The organism is Streptomyces spinosisporus, from assembly GCF_022698145.1.
Classification (GTDB): Bacteria; Actinomycetota; Actinomycetes; order Streptomycetales; family Streptomycetaceae; genus Streptomyces; species Streptomyces spinosisporus.
Genome location: NZ_JALDAX010000003.1, coordinates 99,862 through 111,736, shown reverse-complemented (window position 1 = coordinate 111,736; position 11,875 = coordinate 99,862). Strand labels below are relative to the sequence as shown.

The 11,875-nt window shown below is 71.8% G+C and carries 9 protein-coding genes; 4 read left to right on the top strand and 5 right to left on the bottom strand.

What is annotated here, in order from left to right:
• Window position 1: 1 nt before the first annotated feature.
• From MQN93_RS08720 to leuA, 5 genes are all read right to left on the bottom strand, one after another.
• On the bottom strand, window positions 2–664 hold the full coding sequence (locus MQN93_RS08720) for a response regulator (protein ID WP_016435343.1): 663 nt from the start codon (window positions 662–664) through the stop codon (window positions 2–4).
• Entirely contained in the window at window positions 661–1,896 is a 1,236-nt protein-coding gene (locus tag MQN93_RS08715; RefSeq protein WP_242709002.1) for a sensor histidine kinase, read from the bottom strand. The genes MQN93_RS08720 and MQN93_RS08715 overlap by 4 nt, the downstream gene beginning before the upstream one ends.
• Window positions 1,897–1,906: 10 nt before the next feature.
• The gene (locus MQN93_RS08710; RefSeq protein WP_242709001.1) at window positions 1,907–3,988 is read right to left on the bottom strand and encodes an MMPL family transporter; all 2,082 of its coding nucleotides are present in this window, start codon (window positions 3,986–3,988) and stop codon (window positions 1,907–1,909) included.
• Window positions 3,989–4,943: 955 nt separating this feature from the next.
• Window positions 4,944–5,642 (bottom strand): TerB family tellurite resistance protein, encoded by a 699-nt coding sequence (locus tag MQN93_RS08705; protein WP_016435340.1) that lies wholly within the window; start codon window positions 5,640–5,642, stop codon window positions 4,944–4,946.
• Between the two features lie 182 nt (window positions 5,643–5,824).
• Window positions 5,825–7,546, bottom strand: a complete 1,722-nt coding sequence (gene leuA, locus MQN93_RS08700) for a 2-isopropylmalate synthase (protein ID WP_242709000.1) — start codon at window positions 7,544–7,546, stop codon at window positions 5,825–5,827.
• 322 nt (window positions 7,547–7,868) lie between these two features.
• Here leuA and MQN93_RS08695 point away from each other — a divergent pair, with 322 nt between their 5' ends.
• The 4 genes from MQN93_RS08695 (at window position 7,869) to MQN93_RS08680 (ending at window position 11,859) form a co-directional block, all read left to right on the top strand.
• Window positions 7,869–8,939: a M4 family metallopeptidase gene (locus MQN93_RS08695; protein WP_242709396.1), complete on the top strand. Its 1,071-nt coding sequence runs from the start codon at window positions 7,869–7,871 to the stop codon at window positions 8,937–8,939.
• A gap of 21 nt (window positions 8,940–8,960) precedes the next feature.
• Window positions 8,961–9,227: a protealysin inhibitor emfourin gene (locus tag MQN93_RS08690; RefSeq protein WP_016435337.1), complete on the top strand. Its 267-nt coding sequence runs from the start codon at window positions 8,961–8,963 to the stop codon at window positions 9,225–9,227.
• A 74-nt stretch (window positions 9,228–9,301) separates the two neighbouring features.
• The gene (locus MQN93_RS08685; protein WP_242708999.1) at window positions 9,302–10,624 is read left to right on the top strand and encodes a GH1 family beta-glucosidase; all 1,323 of its coding nucleotides are present in this window, start codon (window positions 9,302–9,304) and stop codon (window positions 10,622–10,624) included.
• Window positions 10,621–11,859, top strand: coding sequence for an MFS transporter (locus tag MQN93_RS08680; protein ID WP_242708998.1), 1,239 nt, complete (start codon window positions 10,621–10,623; stop codon window positions 11,857–11,859). The genes MQN93_RS08685 and MQN93_RS08680 overlap by 4 nt, the downstream gene beginning before the upstream one ends.
• Window positions 11,860–11,875 lie beyond the last annotated feature (16 nt).

The window sequence follows — 11,875 nt, the reverse complement described above, 5'->3', positions numbered from 1 at the left end:
GTCAGATCGTTCCCGGAGTCACCAGTCCCGACTCGTAGGCGAGGATGACGAGCTGGGCCCGGTCCCGGGCGCCCACCTTCCCCATGATCCGGCTGACATGGGTCTTCGCGGTCAGCGGGCTCAGCCCCAACGCCTCGCCGATCTCGGTGTTGTTGAGCCCGCGCGCCAGCAGGGTCAGCACCTCGCGCTCACGGTCGGACAGGCATTCGGGGCCGCCGGTCGCGGGCGCCGACGGGGTGCGCAGGAACCGCTCGATCAGCCGTCCCGTGGGCCCCGGCGAGAGCAGCGCCTCCCCGGCGGCCACCGTGCGGATGGCGTCGAGGAGTTCGGCCGGACGGGTGTCCTTGACCAGGAACCCGGAGGCGCCCGCGCGCAGCGCCTCCACGATGTTCTCGTCGGTGTCGTAGGTGGTCAGGACCAGAACGCGGACGCCCGCGAGATCCTCGTCGGCGGCGATCAGCCGGGTCGCCTCGATGCCGTCCAGGTCGGGCATGCGGATGTCCATCACCACCAGGTCGGCGCGCTCGCTGCGGGCCAGCGCGACGGCCTCGCGGCCGGAGGCCGCCTGCCCCACGACCTCCATGTCCCGCGCCGACTCGACGAGCATGGCGAACGCGGCCCGCACCAGGGTCTGGTCGTCGGCGAGCAGTACGCGGATCGTCATCGCGTCCCTTCCCCAGCGGTCGTCAGCGGCAGTACGGCGCTCACCGCGAACCCGCCGTCGGGGCGCGGCCCGGCGTCGAGTGTGCCACCCACACTGCGGGCCCTCTCCCTCATCCCCACGAGCCCGAAGCCGGGGGTGCCGCCCGGGGTGGGTCCGGTGCCGTCGTCGGTGACGGACAGGCGCAGCAGGCCCTTGTCCTCGTACAGCTCGATCCGTACGCACGGCTCGGGCCCCGCGTGCCGTACCGCATTGGTCAGCGCCTCCTGCACGATCCGGTAGGCGGCGGCACCGACGGCGGGCGGCGCCTGCTCCACCCGGACCACCGGCTCGACCCGTGCGCCCGCCAGCCGGGCCGCCTCCACCAGGTCGGGCAGCCCGTCGAGGCCGGGCAGGGGGCCGCGGCCCTCGCCGGGGGCGGCGGCGCGCAGCACCTCCAGGGTGGTGCGCAGTTCGCCGCGTGCGGTGCGGCAGGTCTCCGCGATCTCGTCCAGCGCCTTGGCGATCGTCTCCCGGTCCAGGCGCTCGGGGTCGGCGGCCAGGACGTGCGCGGCGACGGACGTGCGGACACCGACGAGGGTGATGGTGTGGGCGAGCAGGTCGTGCAGGTCCCGGACGATACGCAGCCGCTCCTCGGCGACCCTGCGGCGGGCCTCCTCCTCGCGGGTGCGCTCGGCGCGTTCCGCGCGCTCGACGATCGAGGTGACGTACTCGCGGTAGTAGCGGACGTCGACGCCGAGGAAGAGCACGGCGATGATCCAGCCGGAGATCCGCAGGAGCTCCACGGCCTGATGGGTGTTCACCGTCAGCATCACACTCATGGCGACGGTGAGGACGGTGAGGCCGGTCAGGATGGTGCGCAGCGGGCGGCCGGTGACGGCGACCGTGTAGAGCGCGACCATGGTGGCCGGGGTCGACGCACCGTGGTTGTTGTCCATCGCGTGGTACGGCATCAGACAGGCCACGCCGGCGGCGAGCACCAGCAGCGGACGGCGCCGCCGCCACACCAGGGGGACGTGGGCCGCGAGCAGCAGCGTCCAGCCGAGTGCGTCGGGGCGGCGGTCCCCGTCGGTGAACAGCGCCACGCACACGGCCGCCGCGGCGAGGACCGCCGCGAGGACCGCGTCGTTGCGAGTGCCGTGGGGGGCGGTCCGCGGATCGCGGTTGAGCACCGCCATGACGCGTTCGCCGCGCCGGGGCCGCCCCACTGTCGTCGTCTGCTGCACAGGGTTCATCTTCGCTGTCTCACACCGGCTCCGGCTGCCGCTCGGACCGTACCGGCTGCGGTTCACGTGCGAGGCGTCCGGGCCACCACACCCTGCGCCGCAGCAGCACGCTCGCCGTCGTCACCAGGTAGGTGCGCACCAGGAAGGTGTCGAGCAGCACGCCCACCGCGATCACGAAGCCGAGTTCGACCAGGCCCACCAGCGGCAGCGTGGTCAGCACGGCGAACGTCGCGGCCAGGACGACGCCCGCGGAGGCGATGACCCCGCCGGTGGTGCGCAGCGCGGTGAGTGCGGCCGTCTGCGGTGCGGCGCCCGCGAGAGACTCCTCGCGCATGCGGTGCATGAGGAAGATGCCGTAGTCGACGCCGAGTGCCACCAGGAAGACGAAGGACAGCAGGCCGAGGCCCGGGTCGGTGCCCTCGAAGCCGAGCACCGGACCGAAGACCAGCCCGCCGATCCCGAGCGCGGCTCCCCACACCGCGACCACGGCGACGAGCAGCATCAGCGGGGCCACGAGGCTGCGCAGCAGTCCTACGAGGATCACGAACACGGCGGCGAGGACGAGCGGCACGACGACGGTGCGGTCCCGGGACTGGCTGTCGGCCAGATCGAGCTGCTGGGCGCTGGGGCCGCCGACGTAGGTGCCGTAGGTGTCGTCGAGCCCGGCGCGCAGGGCCTCGATGGTGCGGGTCTCGCCCTTCGACTCGGGTGCGGAGGTGGCGTAGACGGAGATCTCCGTCCAGCCGGAGCCGCTGCGGCCGGTGGTGGCCTGTGCGACGCCGTCGGTGCTACGGGCCCTGGTCAGCACCGCGTCGGCCCTGTCCACGGGGGCGATGACGGTGATGGGCTGGCTGCTGCGGCCGGGGAAGGCGTGGGCCAGGGTCTGGCTCGCGGAGATCGACTCGGGTTTCTCGGTGAAGGAGTCCTCCTGCTTGAGCGTGCCGGGCAGATTGAGCGCGCCCAGCGCGAGCGCGCCGAGCAGGACGGCGCCGCCGACGAGCACGGCGACCGGCCTGCGCGTGGCCGAGCTGCCCATCGCTGCGAACAGGGAGCGCCGCGTTTTCGGTTCGCTGCCGAACGCCGGGATCAGCGGCCAGAAGACGCGGCGGCCGAGCAGGACCAGCAGGGCGGGCAGCAGGGTGAGCATCGCGAGGAGTGCGGCGAGCACGCCCACCATGCCGACCGGGCCCATGCCGCTGCTGCTGTTGAGGTCGGCGGCGAGCAGGCACAGCAGGCCGGCGGCGACCGTGCCGGAGGAGGCGAGGACCGCCGGGCCGCAGCCCCTGAGGGCGGCGCGCATGGCGTCGTACGGGCGCTCGTGGCGGCGTAGCTCCTCGCGGTAGCGGGAGACGATCAGCAGGGCGTAGTCGGTGCCCGCGCCGAGCACGAGGACCGTCATCACGCCGCCGCTCTGGCCGGTGATCGTGACGTCGAACAGCTCGTGCAGGCCGTATCCGGCGGCCATCGCCATGCCCGCGGCGACGCCGGCGACGGCGAGTGGTACCAGCCAGAGGAAGGGGCTGCGGTAGATGAGGATCAGCAGGGCGGTGACGACGCCGAGGGTGGCGTAGAGCAGGGTGCCGTCGATGCTGCCGAAGACCTTGCTCATGTCGGTCTGCAGGCCGCCGGGGCCGCCGACCTCGGCGCTGAGCCCCGCGCCGCCGTCCGCGATGTCGCGGACCCCGTCGACGAAGGCGTCGCGGGCCTCGTCGTCCTGGCCGGGCTGGTTGCTGGAGACCGGGTACATGAGGGTGGTGCCGTCGCGTGAGGGGACGGCCTTCGGGGTGCCGGTCAGCCGGTACCGCTCCCCGATCTCGGCGACCTGCGCACCCGCCTTCTGCCTGTCGGCCGCGGTGAGGCCGCCGTCGCGGTGGTAGACGAGCACCAGATCGGTGGCCTCGCCGCCCGGCAACTCGTCCTGGACGCGGGCCACTTGGGTGGAGTCGGCACTGTCGGGCAGATAGTCCACGGACCGGTTCTGCTGAATGTCGCCGAACTTCCCGGCGAACGGCCCCACCAGCACGAGCGCGGCCACCCACAGCCCGAGCACCACCCACGGCACGGCCCGCCGCCCCCCTGCACGCATCCTTACGGCCCCCATGAACGGGCCTCCCCTCCGGTCGCAATGTCTGGTCGCTTCCAGACTCCCGGGGTGAAGGGGTTCGTTCGTCGGGCATGGGGGCGAGTTGCGGCTTACTGCCCCGGGAGGCCTCGCACCGGGCTTACTCCCACGGGAGTACGCGCCCGCTCAGAACGGCGTACGGGACACGTCATCCGCAGCGCCACACCCCCGGCCACCCACGAGGGAAACGGCCCGCCCTGCAGCCGGACGCCGGGCCACGGCGGCGTACGGCGAGATCGCCGACGGCGGGCGGCAGGGCGCGGGCGCAGCTGCGCCGCCGCGGACGTCCGCGGGAGCAACCCGTCGGCCGGCACCGCCGGCACCGCACAGCCGGGGCCACCGCGCGGCGGAACAACGTCCGTACGGATCGCCGTCCTCGGCGTGCCCGTGCTGCCGCACGGCAAGCGTCCGCGGACCGGCGGATCAACCTCCGGCCGCAGCCAGGCGCCCGCTCAGGACGGAGCCCGTATCGCCGCGGACGTCCGGGGGAGCAACCCGTCGGCCGGCATCGTTGGCGCCGCCCGCTGGGGCTGCCGCGCAGCGAGCGTCCGCGGATCGGCCGATCAACCTCCGGCCGCAGCCAAGCGCCCGCTCAGGACGAAGTCCGCACCGCCGCGGATGCCCGCGGGAGCAACCCGTCGGCCGGCATCGCCGGCACCGCACAGCCGGGGCCGCCGCGCGGCGGAACAGCGTCTGTGCGGATCGCCGTCCTCGGCGTGCCCCTGCCGCCCCGCGGCGAGCGTCCGCGCGATCGGCGGATCACCCTCCGGCCGCAGCCAGCTGCCCGCTCAGGACGGCGTCCGCGCCGCTGCGTATGTCCGCGGGATCAACTCCCCGGCGGCATCGTTGGCGCCGCCAGCTGGGGCCGCTGCGCGACGGATGCCCGCGCGATCGGCGGATCAACCTCCGATCCCGATCGCAGTCAGCTGCCCGCTCAGGACGGAGTCCGCGCCGCCGCCGCCAGCAACCTGCTCACATCGTCCGAGCAGATCGTCAGAGCTGCCCCCACGGTGCTCAGGACGTCGCGTTCTGCGGGGGTGTAGGGGCCGTCGGCGAGGGCGATGCGGGCGCCCTGGAGGAGGATGGACTCGCGGCCGACGGGGGCCAAGTGGGCGGCGAGGGGGTCCAGGGCCTCGTGCAGTTCTATGGCGAGCCCGGGCCCGCAGGACTGGTCGTAGGAGCGGCCGGTGTCGGAGGCGAGGGCCTCGACGAGGGCGCCCAGCTGCTCCTCGGTGCAGTCGTCGAAGCCGGCCGCGCGGACCGTGCCGGCGGCGGACTCCAGGGCGCTGCGCGAACAGCTGCCGCCCGCGGTGAGCACCGCCAGGGCGACGGTGTGCACGGCGTCGCGGAGCATCGCCGAGAAGCGGGTGGTGGTCGGATGGTCGAGGGCCTCGGTGCCGAAGTGGCGGCTGCAGGCGGCGCATTCGACGACCGGTGCGGTCTCGCCGCGCGGCAGCACGGGCACGCCGAGGACGACGAACCGCCGGTGCCCGGTCAGCCGCTGGTAGTTGCGGTCCCCTCCGCAGCCGGGGCAGAAGAACTCACCGTCTCCGACGGGTGTCCACGCGGTTCGGGTGCCCAGGATGCGCGCAGGCCTGCCGGCTCGGCCGTTTCGTCCCCGTACTGGCAGCACGTCGCACCTCCTCACCCTGCGGCCCCATCGCCGCTGGCGTGATGTTAGCCACATCCCTCTGGCAGAGTCAGTACCCCGGACGAGACCTTTCCGTGACCTCCACGAACCAATGGCCGATAAACGACGGCGCCCCGACCGCCGTACACAGGCGGTCGGGGCGCGAAAAGGCCCGGTCGGAGCCGTCAGCGGGCGGCTCGGTTGACGGCGGAGACGACCGCCTTGAGCGACGCACGCGTCGTGTTCGCGTCGATCCCGATCCCCCACAGAACCTTGCCGTCGATCGCGCACTCGATATAGGAGGCGGCCTGCGCGGAGGCGCCCTCGCTCATCGTGTGCTCCTGGTAGTCCAGCAGCCGTACGTCGATGCCGATGGACTCCAGGGCGTTGAAGAAGGCCGAGATCGGACCGTTGCCGGAGCCGGTCAGGACGGTGTCGGCGCCGTCGACGGTGGCCTCCACCGTCAGGGTGTCCACGCCGTCCGTGTCGGTGGTCGACTGCCCGTTTTTGACCTGGATCCGACCCCACGGGTTGCCGGGGTTCGGCAGGTACTCGTCCTGGAAGACCGCCCAGATGTCGGAGCCGGTGACCTCGCCGCCCTCGGCGTCCGTCTTGGCCTGGATGAGCTTGGAGAACTCGATCTGCATCCGGCGCGGCAGGTCCAGCTTGTGGTCGTTCTTCAGGACGTAGGCGATACCGCCCTTGCCGGACTGCGAGTTGACGCGGATGACTGCCTCGTAGGAGCGGCCGACGTCCTTGGGGTCGATGGGCAGGTACGGGACCGCCCACTCGATGTCGTCGACGGTGACGCCCTTGGCGGCCGCGTCGGCCTTCATGGCGTCGAAGCCCTTCTTGATGGCGTCCTGGTGGGAGCCGGAGAAGGACGTGTAGACCAGGTCGCCCACGTACGGGTGGCGCGGGTGGACCTCCATCTGGTTGCAGTACTCCCACACGCGGCGGATCTCGTCGATGTCGGAGAAGTCGATCTGCGGGTCGACGCCCTGCGAGAACAGGTTCATGCCGAGGGTGACCAGGTCGACGTTGCCGGTGCGCTCGCCCTGTCCGAACAGGCAGCCCTCGATGCGGTCGGCGCCGGCCATGAGGGCCAGCTCGGCGGCGGCGACGGCCGTGCCGCGGTCGTTGTGCGGGTGGACGGACAGGCAGACGTACTCGCGGCGGGAGAGGTTGCGGTGCATCCACTCGAAGCGGTCCGCGTGCGTCGACGGGGTCGAACGCTCCACCGTGGCGGGCAGGTTGAGGATGATCTCGCGGCCCGGGCCGGGCTGCCAGACGTCCATGACGGCCTCGCAGACCTCCAGTGCGAAGTCCAGCTCGGTGTCGGTGAAGATCTCGGGGCTGTACTGGTAGCCGAACTCGGTCTCGGGGCCCAGCAGCTTCTCGGCGTACTCCACGACCAGGCGGGTGCCGTCCACGGCGATCTGCTTGATGTCGTCCTTGGAGCCGCGGAAGACCACGCGGCGGAAGACCGGGGCCGTGGCGTTGTAGAGGTGCACGTTGGCGCGGTGCGCGCCCTTCAGCGACTCCACGGTCCGCTCGATCAGGTCCTCGCGGGCCTGGGTCAGCACGGAGATGGTGACGTCGTCCGGGATGGCGTCCGGGTCCTCGATGATCGAGCGTACGAAGTCGAAGTCCGTCTGGCCCGACGCCGGGAAGCCGACCTCGATCTCCTTGTAGCCCATCCTGACCAGCTGGTCGAACATCCGGCGCTTGCGCTCGGGCGACATCGGGTCGATCAGGGCCTGGTTGCCGTCACGCAGGTCGGTGGAGAGCCAGCGGGGGGCGGCGGTGATCCGCTGGTTCGGCCAGGTGCGGTCGGGGATGTCCACCTGCTCGTAGCGGCCGTACTTGTGGATCGGCATGGTGCTGGGCTGCTGGCGGTTCGCCATGATTGCGGGGCTCCTCAGGATGTCCGGCAGGACGGCCGACGACGCAACGCGAAGCTCCGCGGGGAGGGAGTCGACCTGGACTACAGGCCCTCGCCGCGGCAGCTAAGAAGAAGCAGCCCGAAACGCATGATGCTCCGCATGCTAGCCGAGCCCCTTCGGATGCGGGGCGCCGTATCAGTATGCGGGACCGGAAAGACAAGTGGGGCAAAACGTGCGCCATACCACTTCGTCACTCAGCGTGCGGACCGCTGTCCCCATATTTCACCAATCATGGTTGCGGGTAGTGACACGCACATAACTCAGTGCAATGGTTCCGGGCATGATGAAGACCAACGGGGGCTTCGAGCCCGTCTTCTGCACCGTCGTACCGCCCCACATCCTCGACAGGCTGTCCCAGCACGAGGACACCGCACTCGCCGCCGCCGCGCGCAAAACCCTCGAGCGCGACGCCTTCGAGCGCACCCGTCGCCGGCTGACCACGGTCATCGGCGCCCCGACCGTCGCGGCGCCCGCGGGGGCTGCCGCCGACCAGCCGCACCGCACCATCTACGACGCCCGCCACCACACCGAGCTGCCCGGCAGGAAGGTCCGCGCCGAGGGCTCGGAGCCCGGCAAGGACGCCACCGTCAACCGCGCCTACGCGGGCCTCGGCGCCACCTTCGAGCTCTATCTGAAGGCCTACGAGCGCTACTCCATCGACGGCAACGGCCTGCCGCTGGACGCGACCGTCCACTACGACAACGACTACAACAACGCCTTCTGGAACGGCGAGCAGATGGTGTTCGGCGACGGTGACGGCGAGATCTTCCTCGACTTCACCATCCCGATCGACGTCATCGGCCACGAACTCACCCACGGCGTCACCCAGTACACGGCCAACCTCACCTACTTCGGCCAGCCCGGCGCCCTGAACGAGTCGCTGTCCGACGTCTTCGGCTCGCTGATCAAGCAGTACACGCTCGGCCAGACCGCCGCCGAGGCCGACTGGCTGATCGGCGCCGGGCTGCTCGCCCCGCGCGTCACCGGCAAGGCGCTGCGCTCCATGAAGGAGCCGGGCACGGCCTACGACGACGACGTCCTCGGCAAGGACCCGCAGCCCGCGACCATGGACGACTTCGTGCGCACCGGCCGCGACAACGGCGGGGTCCACATCAACTCCGGCATCCCCAACCACGCCTTCTACCTGGCCGCAACCGCCCTCGGCGGCCACGCCTGGGAGAAGGCGGGACAGGTCTGGTACGACGTCCTGACCGGCGGCGAGCTGAAGAAGGACGCCCTGTTCGCGGACTTCGCGAAGCTCACGGTCGCGGCGGCCAGGGCCCGCTTCAGCGAGGGCGAGGAACTGCAGGCCGTCCTGAAGGCCTGGGAACAGGTCGGGGTGCGGACGGCGTAGTTCCGTACTAGACACGGACCCATGCGTATTCGAGTACGGCGCACGGGTGGCTTCGCGGGCATCGAGCGGCACGCCGAGGTGGACACCTCGGGACGGCCCGACGCGAGCGAATGGCACGCCCTGGCCGAGCAGGCCGTGGCCGGCGGGCACAGCACGCCGCCCGTCGGCGTCCCGGACGGGTTCAGCTACGAGATCACCGTGGACGGCCGGACGTTCTACGCCGCGGATCCCCGGCTCACGGAGGAGCAGCGGATGCTGGTCTCCAGGGTGCTGAAGGAAGGAGCCTGAGCCCGCCACAGGTCGAACAGGTCGTTCATGCGCGGGCGTTGACTTCCCTCACCGGAGGTACGGATGATCCGCGCATGGCGACTGATCCGATCACCGCGGCGACGGCGATGCCCCGCTTCCCGGCCGGTTTCCTGTGGGGCGTGTCGACGTCGGCGCACCAGATCGAGGGCGCGGCCGACCGGCGCGAGCCGTCCGTGTGGGACGCGTTCACGGTGGAGCCGGGCCACGTCAAGGACGGCTCCGACGCGTCGGTGGCCTGCGACCACTACCACCGCTACCGCGAGGACGTGGCCCTGCTCGCCGGTCTCGGCGTCGACGCGTACCGCTTCTCGATCTCTTGGCCGCGGGTGCGCTCCGAGGGTGGCCTGGACTTCTACGACCAGCTCGTGGACGAGCTGTGCGCGGCGGGCGTACGCCCCGTGCCGACCCTGTTCCACTGGGACCTGCCGGTCGCGCTGGACTGGCTGGAGCGGGACACCGCGGCACGGTTCGCGGAGTACGTGTCACAGGTCGCCGAGCGGCTGGGCGACCGCGTGCACAAGTGGATCACCCTCAACGAGCCCGCGGAACACACCCTGCTGGGGCACGCGCTGGGCGCGCACGCGCCCGGCCGGCAGCTGATGTTCGACGCGCTCCCCGTCGCCCACCACCAGCTGCTCGCCCACGGACTCGCGGTACGGGCGCTGCGCGCGGCCGGCGCCACGGACATCGGGATCGCCAACTCGCACGGACCCACCTGGCCGGCCTCGCAGGAGCAGGCGGACGTCGAGGCGGCCGGCTTCTACGACCTGCTGCTCAACCGGCTGTTCGCCGACCCGCTGCTGCTGGGCCAGTACCCGGACGGGCTCGGCGAGTTGATGCCCGGCGACGTCGAGTCCGATCTCAAGGTCATCGCCGAGCCGCTCGACTGGTACGGCGTCAACTACTACGCGCCGACCCGGGTGGGCGCCCCCGACGGCACGGACATCGACTTCGGCGGGCTGACGATCCCGGCCGAACTCCCCTTCACCGTCCGGCAGATCGAGGACGTCCCGGTGACGGACTTCGGCTGGCCGGTCGTGCCGCAGGGCCTGACGGAACTGCTCACCGGCTTCCGCGAGCGCTACGGCGACCGCCTTCCGCCGGTCGTCATCACCGAGAACGGCTGCTCCTACGAGGGCCTCGACGACCAGGACCGCATCGCCTACCTGGACGGCCATGTCCGGGCCCTGCACGACGCGTTGACGGCCGGTGTCGACGTGCGCGGCTACTTCGTGTGGTCACTGCTCGACAACTTCGAGTGGGCGGAGGGGTACCAGCGCCGCTTCGGGCTGGTGCACGTGGACTACGAGACACAGACGCGCACGCCGAAGGCGTCGTACGCCTGGTACCGGGAGCTGCTCCGGGCCCAGAGATGACGACGGCTCTCGAGGAGCCGGCCGAACCCGTCCGTGCGGGCTGGACCTCGGCGCTGTCCCTGGCCAACGTGGCGATCTGGGTGGGCTGGTACGGGCCCCTGCAGATCCTGCTGGCCCGCCAGGCGGAGGACTTCGCGCCCGGTACCGGGATGTCGAAGGAGACGCTGCTGGCCTGGGTGACCGGCGCGGGTGCGGTGGTGTCCCTGGCGGCGAACCCGTTCTTCGGGGCGCTGTCGGACCGTACGACCGCCCGCTGGGGCCGCCGTACGCCGTGGATCGTGGCCGGGTCCGCGGGTGGCGCGCTGTCCCTGCTGCTGCTCGCGGGCGCGGGAGCGCTGTGGGTGATGACGCTCGGCTGGTGTCTGGTGCAGCTGACCCTGAACGCGTCCTTCGCGGCCGTCACGGCGGCGGTGCCGGACCGGGTGCCGCGGCTCCAACGGGGCCTGGTGGGCGGCTGGTTGGGGGCCGCGCAGATCCTTGGCGCGGTCACCGGCACGGGTCTTGCGACGGTGGCCGGCGGGATCGCGGCCGGGTATGCGGCGTGCGCGGTGTTCACCCTGGCGGGCGTGCTGCCGTATGTGCTGCGGTACCGCGATCTCACCCTGGCGGCCGCGGACCGGCCGGTGTGGTCCGCGCGGGCGTTCCTGCGGGGCTTCTGGCTGAGCCCGCGCCGGTACCCGGACTTCGGCTGGGCCTGGCTGACCCGCTTCCTGATCAACCTCAGCAACGCGCTGGTCATCCTCTATCTGCTCTACTACCTGCGCGACCGCCTGCATCACCACGACCCCGAGCAGGGCGTGCTGATCCTGACCGCGGTGAACAGCGTGACGCTGCTGGCCACGGTTGTGGTGGGCGGTGCGTGGTCGGACCGGGTGGGCCGCCGCAAGCCGTTCGTGCAGTGGTCCGGGGTGCTGATGGCGGCGGCCACGGCCCTGCTGTCGGTCTGGCAGACCTGGCCGAGCGCGATCGTCGCCGCGGCCGTGCTCGGTGTGGGGCTCGGGGTGTTCATGTCGGTCGACTTCGCGCTGATGACCGACGTCCTGCCCAAGGCCATGGACCGGGGCAAGGACCTGGGCGTGATCAACGTGGCCAACGCGCTGCCCCAGGTCGCGGCGCCCGCCCTCGCCGCGCCGATCGTGACCCACCTGGGCGGCTACCGCGTCCTGTACCTGGTCGCGGCCGTGATCGGCTTGGCGGGGGCGGTGCTGGTGCGGCGGGTCAGGGGCGTGGCGTGACGCCCCGGGCCGCTAC

Excerpts from the sequence above, each read along its gene's own strand:
- MQN93_RS08720 (WP_016435343.1), bottom strand. The coding sequence starts at position 664 with ATGACGATCCGCGTACTGCTCGCCGACGACCAGACCCTGGTGCGGGCC.
- MQN93_RS08715 (WP_242709002.1), bottom strand. The coding sequence starts at position 1,896 with ATGAACCCTGTGCAGCAGACGACGACAGTGGGGCGGCCCCGGCGCGGC.
- MQN93_RS08710 (WP_242709001.1), bottom strand. The coding sequence starts at position 3,988 with ATGGGGGCCGTAAGGATGCGTGCAGGGGGGCGGCGGGCCGTGCCGTGG.
- leuA (WP_242709000.1), bottom strand. The coding sequence starts at position 7,546 with ATGGCGAACCGCCAGCAGCCCAGCACCATGCCGATCCACAAGTACGGC.
- MQN93_RS08695 (WP_242709396.1), top strand. The coding sequence starts at position 7,869 with ATGAAGACCAACGGGGGCTTCGAGCCCGTCTTCTGCACCGTCGTACCG.
- MQN93_RS08690 (WP_016435337.1), top strand. The coding sequence starts at position 8,961 with ATGCGTATTCGAGTACGGCGCACGGGTGGCTTCGCGGGCATCGAGCGG.
- MQN93_RS08685 (WP_242708999.1), top strand. The coding sequence starts at position 9,302 with ATGGCGACTGATCCGATCACCGCGGCGACGGCGATGCCCCGCTTCCCG.
- MQN93_RS08680 (WP_242708998.1), top strand. The coding sequence starts at position 10,621 with ATGACGACGGCTCTCGAGGAGCCGGCCGAACCCGTCCGTGCGGGCTGG.